The sequence below is a fragment of the Hymenobacter sp. B1770 genome, from assembly GCF_049896385.1.
Classification (GTDB): domain Bacteria; phylum Bacteroidota; class Bacteroidia; order Cytophagales; family Hymenobacteraceae; genus Hymenobacter.
The window spans coordinates 71099-91275 of sequence record NZ_JAFCUF010000010.1 but is presented as its reverse complement, the minus strand read 5'-3'; the positions used below and the strand labels follow the sequence as shown (position 1 = coordinate 91275).

15 protein-coding genes are annotated in these 20177 nt (G+C 58.9%); 3 read left to right on the top strand and 12 right to left on the bottom strand.

Annotated elements, in window-relative coordinates; translation table 11 throughout:
- Positions 1 to 172: 172 nt before the first annotated feature.
- The 10 genes from ACP7AJ_RS18225 to pulA form a co-directional block, all read right to left on the bottom strand.
- Complete coding sequence (locus ACP7AJ_RS18225; protein ID WP_426061630.1) at positions 173 to 1630, bottom strand: ATP-binding protein; 1458 nt, start codon at positions 1628 to 1630, stop codon at positions 173 to 175.
- Positions 1631 to 1752: 122 nt separating this feature from the next.
- Positions 1753 to 3117, bottom strand: coding sequence for a sigma-54-dependent transcriptional regulator (locus ACP7AJ_RS18220; protein ID WP_426061629.1), 1365 nt, complete (start codon positions 3115 to 3117; stop codon positions 1753 to 1755).
- Positions 3118 to 3184: 67 nt separating this feature from the next.
- The gene (locus ACP7AJ_RS18215) at positions 3185 to 3568 is read right to left on the bottom strand and encodes a hypothetical protein (protein ID WP_426061628.1); all 384 of its coding nucleotides are present in this window, start codon (positions 3566 to 3568) and stop codon (positions 3185 to 3187) included.
- Between the two features lie 184 nt (positions 3569 to 3752).
- A complete protein-coding gene (locus ACP7AJ_RS18210; protein WP_426061627.1) occupies positions 3753 to 4577 on the bottom strand; it encodes an ATP-binding cassette domain-containing protein in 825 nt (274 codons plus the stop codon).
- A gap of 148 nt (positions 4578 to 4725) precedes the next feature.
- Positions 4726 to 5499, bottom strand: coding sequence for an ABC transporter permease (locus ACP7AJ_RS18205; protein ID WP_426061626.1), 774 nt, complete (start codon positions 5497 to 5499; stop codon positions 4726 to 4728).
- 151 nt (positions 5500 to 5650) lie between these two features.
- A complete protein-coding gene (locus ACP7AJ_RS18200; RefSeq protein ID WP_426061625.1) occupies positions 5651 to 7429 on the bottom strand; it encodes an OmpA family protein in 1779 nt (592 codons plus the stop codon).
- A gap of 131 nt (positions 7430 to 7560) precedes the next feature.
- Positions 7561 to 8553, bottom strand: coding sequence for a hypothetical protein (locus ACP7AJ_RS18195; protein WP_426061624.1), 993 nt, complete (start codon positions 8551 to 8553; stop codon positions 7561 to 7563).
- Between the two features lie 4 nt (positions 8554 to 8557).
- A complete protein-coding gene (locus ACP7AJ_RS18190) occupies positions 8558 to 9265 on the bottom strand; it encodes a hypothetical protein (protein WP_426061623.1) in 708 nt (235 codons plus the stop codon).
- A 476-nt stretch (positions 9266 to 9741) separates the two neighbouring features.
- Positions 9742 to 10698: a 1-phosphofructokinase family hexose kinase gene (locus ACP7AJ_RS18185; protein WP_426061622.1), complete on the bottom strand. Its 957-nt coding sequence runs from the start codon at positions 10696 to 10698 to the stop codon at positions 9742 to 9744.
- Positions 10699 to 10798: 100 nt separating this feature from the next.
- Positions 10799 to 12793: a type I pullulanase gene (gene pulA, locus ACP7AJ_RS18180; RefSeq protein ID WP_426061621.1), complete on the bottom strand. Its 1995-nt coding sequence runs from the start codon at positions 12791 to 12793 to the stop codon at positions 10799 to 10801.
- Between the two features lie 361 nt (positions 12794 to 13154).
- Here pulA and ACP7AJ_RS18175 point away from each other — a divergent pair, with 361 nt between their 5' ends.
- The 3 genes from ACP7AJ_RS18175 (at position 13155) to ACP7AJ_RS18165 (ending at position 19307) form a co-directional block, all read left to right on the top strand.
- Positions 13155 to 14234, top strand: coding sequence for a sensor histidine kinase (locus ACP7AJ_RS18175; RefSeq protein ID WP_426061620.1), 1080 nt, complete (start codon positions 13155 to 13157; stop codon positions 14232 to 14234).
- Entirely contained in the window at positions 14231 to 14977 is a 747-nt protein-coding gene (locus tag ACP7AJ_RS18170; protein ID WP_426061619.1) for a LytR/AlgR family response regulator transcription factor, read from the top strand. Before ACP7AJ_RS18175 ends, ACP7AJ_RS18170 begins: the two co-directional genes overlap by 4 nt.
- A 475-nt stretch (positions 14978 to 15452) precedes the next feature.
- On the top strand, positions 15453 to 19307 hold the full coding sequence (locus tag ACP7AJ_RS18165; protein WP_426061618.1) for a T9SS type A sorting domain-containing protein: 3855 nt from the start codon (positions 15453 to 15455) through the stop codon (positions 19305 to 19307).
- Between the two features lie 16 nt (positions 19308 to 19323).
- Here the strand turns inward: ACP7AJ_RS18165 and ACP7AJ_RS18160 are convergent, their stop codons facing one another.
- Positions 19324 to 19650 (bottom strand): HesB/IscA family protein, encoded by a 327-nt coding sequence (locus tag ACP7AJ_RS18160; RefSeq protein ID WP_426061617.1) that lies wholly within the window; start codon positions 19648 to 19650, stop codon positions 19324 to 19326.
- Positions 19651 to 19768: 118 nt separating this feature from the next.
- Complete coding sequence (locus tag ACP7AJ_RS18155; RefSeq protein WP_426061616.1) at positions 19769 to 20164, bottom strand: hypothetical protein; 396 nt, start codon at positions 20162 to 20164, stop codon at positions 19769 to 19771.
- Positions 20165 to 20177 lie beyond the last annotated feature (13 nt).

Here is a 20177-nt window from a genome sequence, read left to right as displayed (position 1 = left end):
AGCACCCGCAACAGCTGCGTTTACGCACAAAGCCAACAAACAACCGGAATAGGCATGTAGAGACGCCACACTTCGCGTCTCGGCGTTGAACGAGGATGGCCGAATGCAAGCCTAATGGCGCGGTCCCGGAGACGCAAAGTGTCGCGTCTCTGCATCGTTCTATTAAACTGCTTTAGGCGCTTATTGGTAGGGTAAATAGAAAGCAGCTGCCCTTTTCGGGCTGGCTTTCTACCCACAGCTGGCCGCCTTGTGCGATGATGAACTCCCGCGAAATACTTAGTCCCAGCCCCGAGCTGCCGCCTTGCGTGGTGTGGCTGGGGCCGCCGGCGAAGCGCTGGAAAATACGCTTGTGGTACTCAGTTGGGATGCCGGGGCCGCAGTCTTCCACGCTCACGCGCACCATTTCGCCCCACTGCACTACGCGAATAACTAGTGGAGCACCCGTGGGGGAATAGCGAATAGCGTTGGAAAGGAGGTTGATGAGCACCCAGGAGGTTTTTTCGACGTCGGCGTGGATGGTGGGCACGCAGTCGGGTATTTGCACATCGAGCTGCAGCTGCTTGTCGTGAAGCTGGGGGTGCACGGTTTGGAGGGCGTAGCGGATGACTTCGCCCAGCTGCATGGGTTCAGGATTGAGCTTGATGCCGGCACCGGCATCGAGGCGGGCCACGTCGATGAGCTGGCCCACCATGTTGAGCAGGCGTTGGGTTTCCTCGGCGATGCCGGTGGCCAAGCGCTGGCGCTCGGCGGCGTTGGTCCGGTCGTTTTGCAGCAGCATGAGGCTTAGCTTGATGCTGGCCAGGGGCGTTTTCAGCTCGTGCGAAATGGTGGCGAGGAAGGAGGACTTCAGCTCGTCGAGCTTCTTGAAGTCCGAAACGTTGCGCAGGCAGAAAATGTGGCCAGCCGGGCTGGAGGGGGCGCCCGGGGGGTGGCGGGTGTTTTCGACGGGGCTGATGCTGAGCTGAAAATGCGGGGAGCTGCCCTTATGCGGAAAATCAAACACCGGGTCCGGTACGTCGTCGTTGGAGAGGTTGGCTTCGGCCAGGGGCACCAGCAGCTCGCGAAACTTCTCATGCTTGGCCGCTACGGCTTCCGCCGATTTGCCCACTAGGTCGGTGGGGGAGAGGCCGAGCAGGTCGCAGGCCACGGGGTTGGCTAATACGATGGTTTTTTGCTCGTCCAGCAGCAGCAGGCCTTCGTCGAGGCTGCGCACGAGGCTGTCCATGCGGATGCGCTCGGTGAATAGCTCGGCCAGGATGGCGTGGCGTTCGTCCTGCGCCTGGCTCAGCACGTGGTTGACGGCCGCGGCAATGGTGCCTACTTCGTCGTGCCGGCCCACGCCCACGCGGTTGGTGGGGCCGGGGCCGGCCACCCGTTCCATGTCGGCGGTGAGGCGGTAGAGGGGGCGCACCACGATACGCGGCAGCCGCACCATCATGGTGATGCCGACGGCCGTGCCGGCGCCCAGGAAGGCCAGCACGGTGCTGCGCGCCATGTTGAAGTCGGACGGCTCCAGGGTATGCCCGCCTTCCTCCAGGTAGTTGATGGTGAAGAAAGCAGCGCCACCCAGGCCCAGCAGCAGCAGGAGCAGCAGGAAGATGCTGAGGCGGATTTTGAGTTTTAAGGACATTTCGGGGATGCTTTACTGGTGTCTCCGGGTGTAGCGCGGACTTTTAGTCCGCGAGTGAAGCGTTGTGGAATTATTCACTCGCGGACTAAAAGTCCCTCCGGGTACGACCGCGCTACACGTGGCTATGCTTCTAGCCCGTACTCCTGCAATTTTCGGTACAGGGTGGTGAGGCCGATGCCTAGCCGCTTGGCTACTTCTGGCTTGTTACCTTCCTGCTCGCCCATGAGCTTGCCAATGTGGCGGGCTTCCATGGCGCGCAGGCTTTCGTCGGCGGCATCGGTGCCGGGCTTGGGCGGGCGGCCCAGGGCGTGGAATTCGTCGGGGAGGAAGTCGGCGGCCAGGGGCTCGCCGGCGGGCGCGAGGATGGCGGCGCGCTCGAGCACGTTTTTCAGCTCGCGCACATTGCCGGGCCAGGGGTAGCGCTGCAGCATGGTCAGGCAGTCGGGCTCAAGGCCGGGGAGGCGCTTGCTGAGCTTGGCGGCGAAGTCCTGCAGGAAGTGCTGGGCCAGGGGCGCCACGTCGGCGGGCCGGTCTTTGAGGGGCGGCACGTTGATGGTGAACACCGAGAGGCGGTAGTACAAGTCGGGGCGGAAACGGCCTTCGGTGGCTTCCTGCTTGAGGTTGCGGTTGGTGGCGGCCACCAGGCGCACGTTCACGTTGGTGGGCTTGGTGTCGCCGAGCTTGGTGAACTGCTGCATCTCGAGCACCCGCAGGAACTTGGCCTGCACGTTGAGCTCCAGCTCGCCGATTTCGTCCAAGAACAACGTGCCGCCGTTGGCTTCTTCCAGCAGGCCTTTCTTGTCGGTCAGGGCACCCGTAAAGGCGCCTTTTTTGTAGCCAAAAAGCTCCGATTCGAGCAAATCTTTGGGGAAGGCGCTGCAGTTCACGGCCACGAAATTCTTGCTCTTGCGCCCGCTGGCCTGGTGAATGGCCTGAGCAAAAAGCTCCTTGCCGCTGCCGGTGGGGCCTTCCAGCAGCACGGTGCTGTCGGTGGGCGCTACTTGCTGCGCCAGTTTCTGCACCCGCTTCAGCTCCACGGAGTCGCCTATCATGGACTCGAAGCGGTGCTGCTGGCCCATGCGGCGCTCCAGCTCCGTGACGCGCTTGCGGAGGCGGGCTTTTTCGGCGGCGCGGTCCACCACCACCACCAGCTGCTGCTCAAAATCGCCCTTGGTGAGGTAGTCGAAGGCGCCGAGCTTCATGGCCTTCACGCCATCGGGGATGGTGCCAAAGGCGGTGAGCAGCACCACTTCGGCATCGGGCGCGATGGCTTTGTAGCGGGGCAGCAGGTCCACGCCGTGGCCGTCGGGCAGCTTCACATCGGAGAGCACCAGCAGGATGTCGTCGGCATGCTGCTGCAGTACCTCCAGGCCGCGGTGGGCATCGGGCGCTTGCAGCACGGTGTAGCCTTCCAGCTCCAGAACCTGGGCCAGCAGCTGGCGCAATCGCGCTTCGTCGTCAATGATGAGCAGGGTACCGGTGGGCATAGTAGAACTTGAAAAAGCTAAATAGCTTGGGGAATTTAATTAAAGTCCTTGCAGGCTTTTGCTCTGGTTAGTCAACTTCAATTATCAAATGTGCGACTTCCGTTTTATCCTTTCTAAGGATGAGCCATATCAGATTTGCGTTCAATTCCTTGGTCAGTTCTAATTCGAACCTTTTGTGTCGCTGCCCTTGCTCAACTCGAATTCCAGCTAATACATCTTCACCATTTTGTCGATAGCTGCTAGTGAAATAATAGCGGTATTTGCCAAAAGAGACGTTCTCAAATGGTTGGAATGACAGAAGCTTTTTTAACATAATCCAGCCTCGTTCATTGGTGCCGAATTTGACCTTTACCTTCTCATTGCCCAACGTAATACTGGCTTTACAGCCGTAGAAGCCATTTTCTCTCAGGGCATCAAGAAGCTCCACCATTCCTTCGTTTGTGTCCCTCATTTATCTCCTAAATTCAAACCAAATACTGGGTAAATCTACTGCAGTGAAGTAGGTACAGGGCAAAATATCAAAACGGTCATGCTGAGCTTGTCGGAGCATCTCTACTGCAGCAGTAACTCCATTCGATAGTTTTACTCTCGCAGTAGAGATGCTTCGACGAGCTCAGCATGACGTTCTGACAACCCTAACTCCCCCGAATCTCGTTTTTAATATGCTCCACAAACTGGGCAAATTCCGGTTCGGCTTCCACGTTTTCGTGCCAGGCGAGGCCCATTTCGGCGAGGTTGTATTGGTGCTGGGGGCTGATGGTGGCGCCCGGCACGAGGGCACCGGCCGCGTCGTGTTCGTAGCCTAGGAGCCAGAGGCGGTCGGCCAGGGCGGTGGTGGTCACGATGTCGTGCGAGACGATGATGACGGTGTTTAGCTCGTCCATGGTCGTCACTTCGTGAATGATGCGTTTCATCTCGTCAATCATGGCCACGTCGAGGCCGGAAAAGGGCTCATCGAGCAGAATGAGGTGGTCGGAGCAGAGCAGCTGCTGGGCAATGGCGGCCCGCTGGCGCTGCCCGCCCGAGAGGTGGGCCGGGTACTTTTTGCGGTGCGGCGCGAGGCAGAACCGCTCCAGGTAGGTTTCGACGTGCTGGCAGGCTTCGGCGTGGGCATGTTTGCGCTCGGCGGCCACCAGCAGGTTGTCGTAAAGCGTGCGGTGGTCGAACAGCGGGTAGCGCTGCTGCACGAAGCCCACCATGCCGGGCGCCACGGTTTGCTGGGCCAGGCCCACTTCCACGGTGCCGGCGGTGGGCGGAATCAGCCCGGCCATGATGCGGCACAAGACGGATTTGCCGATGCCCGAGCGGCCATAGAAACCCACTACCTGGCCCTGGTGCATGTTGGGGCGGGTCACGTCGAGGATTTGGGCGTTGATGTCGCGGAGGACCAACTCATTGTTGAAGGACATGGAGACGCCCGAGAGGGTGAGGACGGGGTCTTTGTAGGAGTGGGTGGTCATGGCGGAACGTTCACCCCACCCCCCGGCCCCCTCCCCTCCGGGAGAGGGGGAGCCTAGGTGGCGCAGGCGAGAAAAAGTGATTGATGAGAATAATCGTCTGGCTCCCCCTCTCCGGGAGGGAAGGGGGCCGGGGGGTGGGGTCCCGACGTCAGGCTTGGCTCAAGGTCGAGTAAGGAAAAAACACCCTCCGCAGCAGCACAAACGCATAGTCTTGCACCGCGCCAGTCACCAAAATCACGAGTTGAATGGCCAGCACGCCATCCAGGTGCAGGTAGCGGTTTTGCTTGTAGAGCAGCAGGCCGATGCCGCCTTCGGACTGGTAGAGCGTTTCGACCAGCGTAATCATGGTCCAGATGATGGCGAAGTTTTGGCGCACCACTTCCAGCATTTCGTCGAGCTTGCCTAGCACCACCACTTCCCAGAAGCTGCGCCACTCGCCCATGCCCAGGGTGCGGGCGTGGTCCATTTCCTCCTGCGTGGTGGTCAGAATCACGCTCGTCATGCCCGTGACCAGGTACACCGTGGCCCCGAAAATGAGCACCGAAAGCTTCACCTGGTGCCCGGAGCTGACCATCAGGGCCATGAAGAAGGTTAGGCCGGTCAGGGTGAGGTAGCGCATTTTGGAGGCGGCGTAGGCAATGGGCCGGAAGAAGGGCAGCGCCGTGAGGTAGGAGATGCCCAGCGCCAGCACCGTGGCAATGGCCAGGGCTTGCAGGGCTGTGGTCATGCTTGCCCACAGCTCCGGAATGAGGCCTTGGGTGGTGATGAGGTCAGACAGCGAGCGGAGAACTTCGCCCAGGCTGGGGAACAGCTGCATGGGGTAGAACAGCCATAGCAGCAGCAGCACGCACACTTGGCCGGCCACCATGGTGGTGAATACCAGGCGGCGCGGTTGGGCATTGGGGGCGAAGAGGGTCTTCATGGCAATGAGTGGATAATTAATGAACGTCATGCAGAGCGCAGCGAAGCATCTTTACCTCGGGAGTAATTCATTGCAACGAAGCGGGCAAGATGCTTCGCTGCGCTCTGCATGACGTTATTATGGGCTTTTTAAAGAAGCTCAGATGCTTCGGTTAATTGCCCAGCACAATCTCCACTCGGCGATTTTTTGCTTTGCCGTCTGGGGTGGTGTTGCTGGCTACCGGCTCGGAGGCGCCGTGGGCGTACACCTGCACGCGGCCCTCGGGGAAGGCGCTGCTGCTTTTGGCTTCCAGCCAGCGCTCCACGGCCATGGCGCGGTCTTCGGAGAGTTGCTGGTTGGCTTGTGGGTCGCCGGTGTTATCGGTGTGGCCGTGCACGGCTACTTTGAGGCGGCCGGCTACCACCAAGTCATCGAAGAGCTGCTTGAGATGGCGCTCGGCGGCGGGGGTGAAGGTGCTCTTGCCGCTGTTGAACTCGATGTTCCAGGCCCGCTTGCTCACACTGCGGCGGATTTCATCGTCGGCGGCAAACTTCTGGGTTTCGGCTGCGGCCACGGTTTTGCTTTTGTATTGGGCCTGCAGCTTCTTTAGGGGCGTCAGGTCCAGCATTTGGTCGAGGGGCACGTAGCTGGGCAGCTCTTTGGGGTAGAGCTTGCTTTGCACGTCGCCGAAGGTTTTGTACACGGCGGCGTAGATGTTGGTGCCGCCCTGGTCGAGGCCGAACAGGTTGAGGTTGTCGCTGAAGTTGAAGGCTTTGCTGCCGCCCAGCTCCACTACTTCGCCGTTGCGGTCGGCCTCGCTCACGCCCTTGTAGTACTTCAGCCAGTAGGCGCCGGGCTTGTCCTGGTCGCCGTACACGGTGGCCGAGATGTCGGCGGCGCGGGTCAGGGCTTCGGGGTGCGATTTCACCTGGTCGCCGGCCACGGCGAAGGCCGTCATCAGGCCCAGCACTTCCTTGGGTTGAGCGTCGTACCAACGCTTGGTCGTGACCATAATATTGGGCATCTGGTTCGAGTAGTCCTTGGTCGACACGATGTTGACGAGGCCGCCGCGCTGCTTGGCGATGTTCACGTCGCCGGGTGTCCAAGTCGCTACGGCGTCGGCCACCACGTCTATTTTTACGCCGGTATTCTTGCCATTCACCACTTTGGTACGCTCTTCGGGCTTGCCGAGAATGTACTTTTCGGCCGCCACCAAGAAGTCTGAGGCTGCCATGAAGTTCACGGCTTCGGGGTCGTAGGTGGTTTCGTCGGGGTTCACTTTCAGACCGTTGTCGGCGCACCACTTCAGGGCGATGTTCTGGTCGCCGTCGCGCAGGTAGCAGGCAATGGTTTTGCCCAGGGCGCTTTTGGGGTTGTCGAGCCACTCTTTCGGGCCCATCAGCTTGTCTTCACCAAAGGACTTGCCCACCGAGTAGGGGATGATTTGCAGGCTGGTGCCGGCCCTCTGCAACTGCGTTTGCACGGCCGAGAAGGCGGGCAGACCGTCGCCCATGATGCTCACAATCAGGCCCGGCGTTTCCGGGTTGTTTTGCAGGTCGAGGGCATTTTTCACTAGGTCTGCCTGCATTTTGCTCACGTCGTCCTGGCGCACAATCTGCATGTCGATGCCGTTGGCGGCCATGGCGGAGCCCATAGTGCTGCGCGGGCCGCCATTGGCCAGCATGCCGGCCATCTGGCTGTTCCAGGCCATCACTTCCCACACCAGTTTGGTGCCCTTGTCGGCGGGAGCGGTGCTGGGCAAGGGCGCCAGCGGCACCACAATGTTGGCGCGGTTGCCACCGGTGGCCGCGGGCAGCTCAATCGAGTTGAGTAGCACCGATTCAGTTTCAGCTTTTTTGAATACGATTCCGCTGGCTATCAGTTTATTGATGCCAAAGTAAAGGGCGGCTACAATGAGCAGGCCGATTACGATTTTACCACGTGTAGTCATTTTATGTAGCGCGGACTTTTAGTCCGCGATTAGATTTAAGAGGTTGTTTATTGCTCGTTGGGCATGGTGGCTCGCGGACTAAAAGTCCGCGCTACAGCAGCCAATTCACCACGCAGCAGGCCGCCAACAGGCTAATCAAGCAGGCTAGAATAGGCATCATCGGAGGCTTTCTTGGTTGCGGCGTAGGATTGCTGGGCTTGCGGCTTTTCGTTGAGCACGGCGTTGAAATCGCCGTTTTGGTACTTGGTGAGCAGGCGTTGGCCCTTCTCGCTCATCACGCCGTTCTGGATGTCCATTTCCTTCACGAACTCCTGCGAGTAGCGCATGGCCTGCTTGATTTGGCCGAGTTGTTGGGCCATGTCCTGGGCCACGCGGTCGGTGGCGAGGTCGAAGAAGTACTTCTTGTCGGGGTCGCCGCGCAGGATGTTCATGGCGGCGCGCATGCCCGAGCTGGTGCGTTTCACTAGCTCGTATTCGTCCTTCAAGAGGTTGACCTTGAACTTGCTGCCGTCGATTTGGCGCAGGGCGGCTTTAAGAATCTGGCGCATCACCACCGAGACGTTGGCCGTGGTAGTGGCCATGGGCTGCAGGCGGCGGTTGTAGTCTTCCAGTTGCGCGGCGCGGCTGGCGTAGCTCTCGGCCATGTCCTTTTCTCCCTGGCGGGTGGCAGAGTTGGCCAGGGCCAGGTACTCTTTCATCTGGGTGGTGTTGGCGGTCAGCTTGCGTTTCACCAGTTCGTGCGCGCCTTCGATGTTGGTCACTTCGGCGTCCATCTTCCGGGCTTCCTGCTCGGTGTTTTTGATGTAGTCCTGCATGATGCCGATGGGGTCGGTGTTCACAAAAATGCCCGCTATGGTGCGTAGCACGCGCTGTCCGGCGTACCATAGCCCGGCGTGAATGCGCTTGTTCGTGACCAGCAAAAACAGCACAAATAGTACGCCCAGCCCAATGCCCAGCTTCACGCTGTTGAAGACCATGTCCACCAGAAAGGGTAGAATCACGCCCCAGTAGTACACGGCGGTACCCGCCAGGCCCACCAGCACCAAGCGGCCGGCCACCTTTTCGGGCTTTTGCCACTTGGGCAGCCCGGTGTCGTTGTCAGAAGTAGTTAGTAGCGTATTCATGGCTTTAAGCAGTTTGAGGCTTGGTGGAAGGAGAGGGGTTGAGGAAATTCTGGGCGGCCTGGCTGTGGGCCTGCAGCTCGGCGGCGGCGGCGGCGTTGGCCAGTTCGTAGGAGGCCAGCGCAGCTTGCGTTTTCTGGCGTTCGGCCTGCGCTTGCTGTTGGAGTTCGCGCAGTTGCTGGCTTTTGGCGGTTAGCTGCTGGGTGAGGCTTGCTACTTCGGCTTGCAGCTGGTTTTCGCGCTGTTGCAATAGTGCCAGTGGGCCGGGTGGGGCTTTGGCATCGGGCGTTTCGCCAAGTTTTTCGCGGTGGCGCTGCAGCACCTTGGCGCGGTCGTCGGCCAGCTTGTGGGCCAGCTGCTCGGCAGAAGCCAGCAGCGTGGGGCGGTCTACCCCGGTGAGGGCGGCGAAGGCATTGAAGGCCGTCTGGTAGAGCAGGGGACCGGTGAGGCCACTGCTGGCCATGCTGCCCACCATCTTGGTGTAGGTGCCGAAGTCTTTGCCGTCGCCGGCTAGCAGGGTGGCGATGTGGTCGAGGTGCCGTTGCTCGGCCTGCGTGACGGGCGTCGCCGAACCGGCCGGTTGCGGCGCCGCGCTTGCCGCTGGCTGAGCCGGAAGCGGCTGGGGCGCCTGAGTAGCGGCTTCGGCTGGAGCTTGTCCATCGTTTTCGATGAAAAAGCCCTTAGCAGCTTTGGTTAGGTTGTTAAGGATGTCCATGGCAGCGTGTGTTTGGTGACTTCCACACTATGCCAATACCAGTGCCGTTTCGGTGATTAATTTTCGGATACGGTGCCTATTGGTTGATATTGAGATTATTAAACAAAAAATCCCCGCCGAGCACAGGGCTCAGCGGGGGTGAATTTTTTCAAAATGAAAGGGCTAAATTTTCATTTCAATAATGGTAAACTGTCTACAACGTCATGCTGAGCGCAGCCGAAGCATCTTGCGCGGGCAAGTGACTCAATCGTCTGTCATGCTGACGAAGGAAGCATCTTATCGCCGCTGAACGAATCGTTGTGGCGTGAGAGGATGCTTCGCAAGCTCAGCATGACAGACGATTCAACGAAGCGAGCGAGATGCTTCGGCTGCGCTCAGCATGACGTTCAAATCACTATGACGTTCAAAAAGAAGTGTCGAATCATTTACAATTTCAGCAAGGTGAACAGCTCAGCAGAACGCCTGCTTCGGTGAGGCTACGACATCATAACCGTCTGCGGCATCCGGCGCAGCAGCCACTGAAACAGCTTTTCCGCGTCATCTTGATGAAATAGCTCGGTACCGGAGTTCATGGTAGCCGCCGAGCCGCAGGCCACGCCCAGGCGCACGGCTTCGCGCACGGGGCGGCCCTGGCAGAGGGCGAACACCATGCCGGCCACCATGCTGTCGCCGGCCCCTACGGTGCTGCGCTTCTTCACACAAGGCGCCGCAATGTGCTCTTCCTCGTCTTTAGTGACGAGGTAGGCGCCGTTGGCTCCCAACGACACTACTACGATTTCACATTTGCCCGCGTTGATAATGGAGCGGGCGGCATCGGCAGCCGATTCGGTGTCGAGTGCTTCGGTCCCCACCAGGCGGCTCAGTTCGCCCAGATTAGGCTTTAGCAGAAATACGCCTTCGTTCACGGCGCTTTGCAAGGCCTTGTCCGACGTGTCGACAATAAGCTTGGCTCCCACACTGCGGGCCCAATGAGCAATCCGGCCCATGAATTCGGGCTCCATACCGGGCGGCAGGCTGCCGCTGGCTACCAGCACGTCGGGAACGGGGCTGAGCGCGGCCAGTGTAGCCAATAGTTGTTCCTGCTCTTCTTCGAGGAGCACTCTGCCGGGCATTCCGAAGCGGTACTGCTGGTTGTTGGAGGCGTCTACTACGATGAAGTTTTCGCGGGTCCAGGCCTCGGTGCGCACCGGCTGTATGGCAACGCCCTCGTTGGTCAGCAGCTGTTGGAGGATTTCACCGGGAGGGCCGCCGGCGGTGAACACGGCTTTTGAATCGATGCCCAGGCGCTTGAGGGCGCGCGCCACGTTGATGCCGCCACCGCCGGCTTCAAACTTGGGGGTTGAGCAGCGAATTTTATGGTCCGGCACTATCTGGGGAGCCACGGTGCTCTTGTCGATGGCCGGATTGAGGGTGAGGGTGACAACGTTTTTCATTACAGAGGATGCGTGTGTTTCGATTGTCTTAACGGAAGGCACGCGCCTCACGATGCCATCAATCAGTATTTTCTGGCTTGTCCGGCTCTTAGACGCAACGCTACTGCACCAAAATCATGGCTGAGCTGGCGGGCACCTGCAAGGCCGCGCCGGCCTGCTCTACCCGGCCAATGCCTTTTTCCTTGAGTTGGTCGCCGCTTAGCACCACTGTGTACTTGCCATCGGGAATGGGCACGTTCGCCGGCGTGCGGTTGCCGTTGAATATCACCACAATGTTCTGCCAGGTATCGCCGCCGGCGTGGTCTTTCAAGCGGTAGGCTATGGTGCCGGCGGGCACGTTGGGAAGAAACTCGAGGTGCCGCTGCACTAGCTCCGTGGTGGGCAGGCGGAAGGCCGGATGCGCGGCCCGCAGCGCAATCAGGCGGCGATAAAAATCATACACCGACTGGTACTTGGCCTTACGGCCCCAGTCGAGCTGGTTCACACTGTCGGGCTGGTTATAGGAGTTGTGTGAGCCGCCCTTGGTACGCAAAAATTCATCACCCACCGGCAAAAACGGCACGCCCTGTGAAGTGAAGACAATGGTGTTGCTCAGCAAATCCATCTTAATCAGCTCTTCCTCCGAAGCCCCGGGGTTGGCCACGGCTAGCTTGTCCCAGAGCACCCGGTCGTCGTGGCAGGCCACGTAGTTGATGGCTTGCGAAGGCGAAGAGGCCCAGGGCACTTTGGAGTAATTCACCTTCGCGTAGTCGAGCTGGGGATGCTGGGTGGCGGCCACAATGCCAAACTTCACGCTCTCTTCCAGGCCGGGGTGGCCGCTGGCGAAGCCGGGCTTGGTCTGGTGGGCGTAGTGACCCTTTACGCCGTCACGCAGCTCGTCGCCGAAGGCGGCGATGCGAGGCAGCTTGCCCACATTGGCTTTCACGGCGCGGCGGGCTTCGGGCAGGGGCGAGGGGCCGGCAGTCCACCCTTCGCCGTACACGAAAATGGAGTGGTCCTGCAGGTCGAGCGCCACCCGCACGGCGCGCATGGTTTCGATGTCGAGAATGCCCATCAGGTCGAAACGGAAGCCGTCGGCGTGGTATTCCTTGGCCCAGTACGCCACCGATTCGACGATGAGCTTGCGCACCATGGGCCGCTCTGAGGCTACCTCGTTGCCGCAGGCAGCGGCGTCAGACAGGCTGCCGTCGGACTTGTGGCGGTAGTAATAGCCGGGCACCAGCTGCTCGAAGCTGCTGCGGGCAGCATCGGCGGTGTGGTTATACACCACGTCGAGCACCACGCGCAGGCCCTGGCTGTGCAGGTTGCCCACCATTTGCTTGAACTCGCGGATGCGGGCGGCCGGGTCGGCAGCATCCGTGGCGTAGGTGCCCTCGGGCACGGAGTAGTGCAGTGGGTCGTAGCCCCAGTTGTAGCGGTTGGCGCTGGCGGGCAGGCTTTCGTCGATGGAGGCGAAGTCGTTGGTGGGCAGCAGGTGCACGTGGGTCAAGCCCAACTCTACCAAGTGCTCGAGGCCGGTGGCCACGCCACCTGGGCCGCGCGTGCCGAGTTGGGCAACGCCCAGGTACTTGCCCTTGTGCCGAATGCCCGACTGCGGGTGCATGCTCAGGTCGCGCACGTGCATCTCGCCAATCACAATGTCGGTGGGTTGCTTCAGGGCTGGGCGTAGGTCCTCGGCCCAGCCGGGCGGCTGCACCGCGGCGGGGTTGAGAACAGCGCCGCGCTGGCCGTTCACGCCCAAGGCGTGCACGTAGGGGTCGGCTACTTCCGCCATCTTCGTGCCTTTAATGGTGGCCTGCACCGTGTAGAAGCCGGTGCTACCGGCCGGCAGCGCGTGGGTCCACGTGCCACCTTCAGCCTTCGTCATGGCGTACTCTTCTTTGGGCGTGCCGCCCGTGCCACTGGCGTAGAGGCGAAGGTGCAGGGCCTCGGCCGTGGGGGCCCACACGCGCAGGGTGGCCTGCGGACCGCGCCAGGTCAGGCCGAGGTCGGGGCCATTGTAGGTGGGGTACTTGGTGAAGTCGGGGAGGGGCTGGGCCGGGGCGGTGGGAGCAGCGGAAAAAAGCACAAGCAACAGCAGTAGCGGGCGAATCATGGATGCAAGTTCATACTTAAGAAGGAGAGAACTTCAAGCTCCCCTCCTCAGCTGAGGAGGGGATGTTCGAGCCGCAGGCTTGGACGGGGGTGGTTGAAGTCGTTGAACGATGGGCGAACGATAACCGAACGATTCCCTTGCGAGGTATTCTTACTTCGTTCAACGACTTCAACCACCCCAGCTGACGCTTCGCGCCAGCGTCCCCTCCTCGTCTGAGGAGGGGGAGTTTGATGTTCACTTTCCAGGGGCTGTGCCCGACCGATAAATCGCTGCCCGCCGTCGATACAATTCCCCTCACAGTCGGTTTGACTGACTTTGGGTGCGGGTATATGCTAAGTTTGTTTAGACTCCCTCTCATTATATGGCCGCCCTTTCGCCCCGACCTTATCTCTCGCCGCTCATTCACGTGTTGGTGTGGGGGCTGTTCGGACTCACTTTTTTGCTGTTTCAACCCCTCACGGGCCGGCTCGTCATGCCCCCGGAATTCTGGCTAAGACAGGGGCTGATGTTCTGCGTGTGGGTGGCCTCCTTCTACCTCACCGCCAAGGTGAGCGTGCCGAAGCTTCTCTTCCAAGGTCGCAACGGCTGGTTTGTGCTGGCCCTCGTGGGCACCACCCTTGCCGTGGTGCTCATCAGCCGGCTCCTGGAATCGGCTCTGAACCTGCCCGAGCTGCTCGACAAGGCCTTCGAGGCCGCGGCGGGCCGGCCCCGGCTCCTGCGCCAGAGCGGGCCGCGGTTCGATTCCATGGGCCTGCTCATCACCATGTTCGTGCAGGGCATTGCCACCAGCATCACGGTGGTGCAGAAGTGGCAAAAAGATGCCCAAATACGCCAGAGCCTGGAGCAGCAGCGCGTCAGCTCCGAACTGTCGGTGCTCAAGGCCCAAATTAATCCTCACTTTTTCTTCAACACGCTCAACAATATCTACGCCCTCACGCTGCTCGACGGCGAAGAGGCCCGCACCGCTATTCACCGGCTCTCGCGCATGATGCGCTACGTGCTCTATGACACCGCCGGTGGTTTCACCCTGCTTAGCCAGGAGGTAGCGTTCGTGCAGGACTACATCACCCTGATGCAGCTTCGGCTCGATGACCGGGTGACGGTCACCTTCGAGCGCCCCGACCCCCTGCGCGATGTGCCGGTGGCCCCCATGCTGCTCTTGCCCTTTCTCGAAAACGCGTTTAAGCACGGCGTGGCTGCCACCCAGGCCAGCCACATCTACATTGCCCTACGCCAGCCTGCACCCCAAACCGTGGAGCTGGAAATACGCAATACCCGCCTGATGTTGCCTTCCACCGACCTGACGGGCAGCAACGGCATTGGCCTAGCCAACACCCGGCGGCGCCTCGATTTGCTTTATCCCGGACGGTTCAATCTGATGGTCGACGACCACACGCCCACCAACGAGTTTCTGGTGCACCTAACCTTACAAGTCGCATGAGCACCTTGCCGCCCCTCAAATGCATCGCCGTCGATGACGAGCCCCTGGCTCTGGGCTTGGTGGCCTCGTTTGTTCAGAAAACCCCATTTCTGGAGCTGGTGGGCCGGTTTGGCAGTGCTGTCGAAGCCCTAAAGTACCTGCACGAAAACCCCGGCACCGTCGATTTGGCCTTCCTCGACATTCAGATGCAGGAGCTTACCGGCCTGGAGCTGGCCCGGGTGCTGGGCCCCAGTGGTCCGCGGGTCGTTTTCACCACCGCTTTTAGCCAGTACGCGGTGGAAGGCTACCGCGTCGATGCCCTCGACTACTTGGTGAAGCCCTTCAACTACGAAGAATTCCTAAGGGCTGCCGGCAAGGCCCGCGCCTATGCCGAACTCACGGCACACCACGCAAGCGCGCCGGCCTCCAACGGACCGGAGGAGGAGGAATACTTATTCCTGAAAGCCGACTACCAACTGGTTCGGGTGGCCCTGAGCGACATCTTATATGTAGAGGGACTGAAGGACTACGTCAAAGTGCATCTCAAAAGCACGCCCCGAGCCTTGCTCTCCCTCATGAGCCTCAAGGCCATGGAGGAGAAGCTGCCCGTCCGGCGCTTCATGCGCATCCACCGCTCGTTCATCGTAGCGCTCGACAAAATTGAAGCCGTGCGCCGCCTCACCGTGCAAATTGGCGCCGTTACCATTCCGGTGGGCGACCAGTACAAGGATGCATTCATTCAGTTTCTGAGCCGCTGGACCTAAACTATTAAGGTTGAAGCCCCGCCCACTTGGCTGTATTAGTAGCCAGGTCGGCGGGGCCTGCTTTTTCATCAGAGCTCTAGCAGCTACCATAAAAGCCACACGGCAGCGAAACAGGTTCTCGAGCCACACAATCGCGGGAAGCCAGATTTTCCCATCTGTTTTATATTCAAATCGGCTGCCTACTTCGTCGTTGGTGTAGATAAGAGCGCGTGCCTGACTAGGTATGTTCACCTGTTCACAAGCTGGTTAGGGCTATGTTTAGTTATAGTTTCTGAATAGTATAATTTTAGAATACTTTTTTTCTCCTCAGTATTGTTCCAAATTGCGCTCTGAATCAGGGTTAAACGAATACATCTTATTTTAATAATATTAAACCAATGGTAAGTCGATTGCAGGTAATAAGATAGATAGTAATTTCGCTTGTTTTAATTTTGTAATGGCTTTAATTTTTGAGATTTCTACCATCTAAAACCAAATGAATAAACTTCTAACAATACAATTTAGGGTTGGTAGGATGTCATTGACCTTGGCCTTGTTTATGGTGCTTTCGTTCCCTGGGTTTAGCCAAACCGTTACTCCAGGTTTGGTTATAAGCCAGGTTTATGCAGGGGGGGGTAATAGTGGCTCCTTTTACCAGCATGATTTCATCGAACTGTTCAACAACTCAGCGGTTGCCATCGATGCTTCGGCGTATTCGGTGCAGTATACTGGTTCAACGGGCACCACATGGACTCCAGTTAGCATTCCGACTGGCACCACTATTGGGGCTTATAGTTACTATTTGATTCGGGCAGGCACAAGCAGTGGTGGTGGAACAGCAGCTTTTCAAGCTGATTTGGCGTTTGGCGCTAACCTAAACACAGTGGCAGGCAAAGTAGCCCTCGTGCGTAACAAAGCCACCCTTAACGGTCAGCAAGACGACCCCGTTAACAAGCCTAACATTATTGATTTTGTAGGGTACGGTAGCACTGCCAATGGTTTTGAAGGCACGGGCCCGGCTCCGGCACCTTCGGTGGTTAACTCGGTGGCGCGGCAGGAAAGCGGCCTCAAGGATACAGATGACAACGCAGCTGATTTTCAGGCTCAAGTAGCCGCGCCGCGCAATTCTGCCTCGCCCGCTGTGGTGACGGCCCCCATAAGCGACCTCTTGGTAAACACGGCTACTTCGGGTGGCAATGTGCTCAGCAACGGGCTCACGCCCACCACCGAGCGAGGTGTTTTATTTAGCACTGCGCTTAGCCCGCGTATTGGCGGAGCCGGCGTAATTCAAATTACCGACGGTGCAGTGGGCAGCGGCAGCTTCACTAGCAGCCTGACCGGCCTTAGTGGCGGGGCTTCCTACTACGTGGTGGCTTATGCCATAAACGGAACAGAGGTAAGCTATGGCTCGGATGTTCGGTTCACTACGTTCACGAGCATTAATTTCTACACTAAAGCAGGTGGCGCCCTCAACGAGCTTGCTACCTTCGGTAGAAACCCCGACGGCAGTGGCGCTGAGCCAAGCAGCTTCTCGGCGCCCGACCAATTCTTTTTCATTAGTGGTACAGCTCGCACTATTGCCATCGACTGGAACGTGTCAGGCGCCCAGTCCAAAGCGGTGCTGCAGCCCAATGCTTCTTTTGTGGTTCCGGCCACGGCCAACTACACGGGCACCCTCGACCTCAGCAGCGGAGCCACGTTGGTTCAAAACAATCCGGCTCCTGACGTAACGTTTGGGGCAGTTAATGCCACCAGCACTATTGAGTTTGCCCAGACTACGGCCTACACCGTGCCAGTGCTAGCCGCGCCTGGTTACGGTAACCTTACTCTGCGCAATGCCACCAAGCAGCTAGACGACACAACTATGGTGGTACGCGGCAACCTGCTGGTGGGCAGCGCCGGCCTCACCACCACCCTTGTCGGGGCTCCAGCTTCGGCGTCTATCCTCCGCCTGGCCGGCAACCTCACCCTAGCGGGCACGGTGAATTTTAACCCTCTAACAGCCAATGACCGAATTGCCCTCATTGCTACCAGCATCGGCTCCGGCTCCGCTCAGGTGCTGGACGGCGGCGGCAACGTCATCAAGCTGTTTCGCTTATCATCCGTTACAAACCAGAGGGGATTGAGCCTGGCGGACAACACCAATATTGAACTTGGTAGCGGCTCCGGGGGTGGCTACAATCTGGGTAACAACTCTGTCCTGACCCTGAATAAAAACACCACGCTGAGCTTCCCTGTTGGGGCCAACGCAACGGTGGGCGGAAACGGCACGATTACCGTTGACCCGACTTCTAGTTTGTCGTTCGCCAAAGCCAACTCCGGCGCAGTGGGTACTCTGCGGCTAACCCCTGGTACTTCCCAGCTAACAAATTTTACGCTGAACTGCACTAACAGCGGTAGTACCCTCACACTGGCCGCCGACCTTACTGTGACCGGCACCCTCACGGTGAGTGGCGGCGTCCTTGTGCTTGGCAATACTAACAATGGGTACGTGCTGAACGTAAACGGCCCCCTTGTTACGACCAATTCGGGCTTCATTCGCGGCGGTACAACTGGCGACTTTCGCATTGGCGGCACAGGTTCCCTTGGTTCAATCTATGTCAATGGCGGGGCCAATGCTCCCTTCCGCAACTTCACTCTCAACCGCCCCGGTGCTACCCTCACAACAGCCAGCGCCACGACAGTGAACAATGCCTTCGTGGTTGAAAACGGCACCTTAAACATTGGAGGTGGCACTAACCTATTCTTGAATGGCACCGTGAGTGCTGTGGGTAATGGCCAACTAAGTGGTATTACCACTTCAGGCCTTGTCATTGGCCCCTCAACTAGCTCCAGCCCTGTGGGCACAGTGTCATTCTCCAGCACCGCTGGCGTACTGGGAACACTGACTTTGAATAGGTTCGAACAAACCCTGACGATAGCAGGCAACCCCCTGGATGTAACTACTACAAACCTGTCGGCCGGTACCTTGGCGCTAGGCAATGATGTAGCCCTCACCATTCGGGGCACTCTCACCGTGGGCGACCCGCTTATTGCACTGTTTGCCGGCACACCTACTTCCAGCCTCAACTTTGTTGGCAACGGCTTGATTGGCCCTTTGGCCTTCGCACCCGGCCAAAACACCCTGCAGTCCCTTACAATGGCCCGCCCCAATAGTACTACTGCTACTACTTCTGCGCCTCCCACGGTGCAGCTCACCACGGACTTGCAGGTTAGCAGCCTGACCCTCACCAACGGCCGCATCTTTGTGCAAGGCACGCACAAGCTGGAGGTGCTGCCCGGTGGCGGCCTCACGGGCGGTGGCCCCAATAGCTACTCTAATACGTTGACCCTGCCGGCCGTTACCAACACTGCCACTCCTACCATCCCGGTAGCTTTCCCCTTAGGCGTAAACCTGCAGTACCGCCCACTTGTGTTCACCGTAACGGACGTAGTTCCAGGTACGGCGAGCTATACCGCGCGTCAATTCGAAGCTCCTTCACCGCAGCGAGCCTTGCCGCCCACGCTAGCACGTGTGTCGCAGATTCGCTACTACAACGTAGTGCGGGAAAACGATAACACGGGCACTGGCACCACGAGCAGCGTTCTGGGTAGCGCCACCATACAGCTCAGTTACGATGTTTCTGACCGAGTCACGACTGGGAATGCCATTTTGCTTCGCGTTGCCATGGCTGACCCTGACGATGACACCCGCTGGAAGGACATTGGTGGCTCTGGTGGGGGGGGCACCACCATTACTTCGCGGTCATTTCCGGCCGGTCCGCTAGGAGATTTCACTCTGGCCACCGACATTAGCACACCGCTCAATACCAACCCCTTGCCTGTGGAACTGGTGCGTTTCGTGGCTGCCCGCCAAGTCGGCAGCGTGCGGCTAACCTGGGCCACGGCCACCGAAAAGAACAGCGACTACTTCGAAATTCAGCGTAGCCTCGACGGCCAGACGTTTTCTTTCGTAGCGCGCGTGGCGGCTAATGGCACTACCAGCCAGCCCCACAATTACACTGCCCTCGATGCCAAAGCTCCCGCCAACCGCCTTTACTACCGTCTGCGCCAGGTAGACCTTGACGGCACCGTGGCCTTCTCACCGGTAGTGAGCGTGTCCGGTACCGACGCGCCCCTCGAGCTAACGCTGTATCCTAATCCCACTACTGACCGCATCACCATCTCGGTACCCGCTGCCAGCAGCCGTACGTACCGGGTGCTTAACACGCTAGGCCAAGTGGTCGACCATGGCGATGCTGCCGCTGCCGACCCCTCCGTAGATGTGCACCGCCTAGCTGCCGGCACATACATTCTGGAACTGCGCACTGCCGCAGGCCGCCAGATGCGTCGCTTCGTGAAAAACGACTGATGCCTAACTCTATGGTTTAGACAGAGAAGCTTTCGCCACAGCCGCACTCGCGCGAAGCGTTAGGATTGTTAAACTGGAAGCCTTTACCATTCAGCCCATCGGAGAAGTCCAACTCAGTGCCGGCCAGGTAGAGAAAGCTTTTCATGTCGACCACCACGCGCACGCCCTTGTCTTCGAACTCCTGGTCCATGGGGCGCACTTCGTTGTCGAAGTCCAGCTTGTAGCTTAGGCCCGAGCACCCGCCACCTGCCACTGAGGCGCGCAGGCGGTAGGTTTCGTCCAGGTGCGCATCGGTCATCAGACGCGTCACTTTTTCTTTGGCTTTGTCGGATACGGTAATCATATCGGTAGGGGGCGGAGGCAAACTCGTAATATCAGGAATGCGGTCGCAATTTAGACAAATTATAAACAAGCGAAATATTTTCTTTGTTCACTTATCCTTCTCAAACAAGCACAACTCCCTACGAGCTTGGGTTCAGCACCACACTGAACACCGTAATGGCATTAAGGTCACGTCCGAAATAAAGCTTGTCCAATGCCTCATAGGCATTGTGGGCCCGGAAGTAGGAGGTTTGCAGCTCCTTGTCGCCGCGGGTACGCCATTGCAGGGTAAAGGAGCTTTCGTTGTCGCGGTAGCGGCGCACGTAATCCTGCATTTTACGGAGGCAATCCACTTCATCGTGCCCGGTTTCGTAGCGGAACAGGAAGCTTTGGTGGTGGCGCGGGTTCACGGTAATCAGGTCGAGGCGCATTTGCCCTTCCAATTGCCGGTACTCAAAGCGTAGGTTGCCGGTCTCCATGCCCAGGTGCTGCTCAATCTCGCGTTGCAGGCGGGCAACTTCGTATTCATCGGTCATACAATGCCGGATA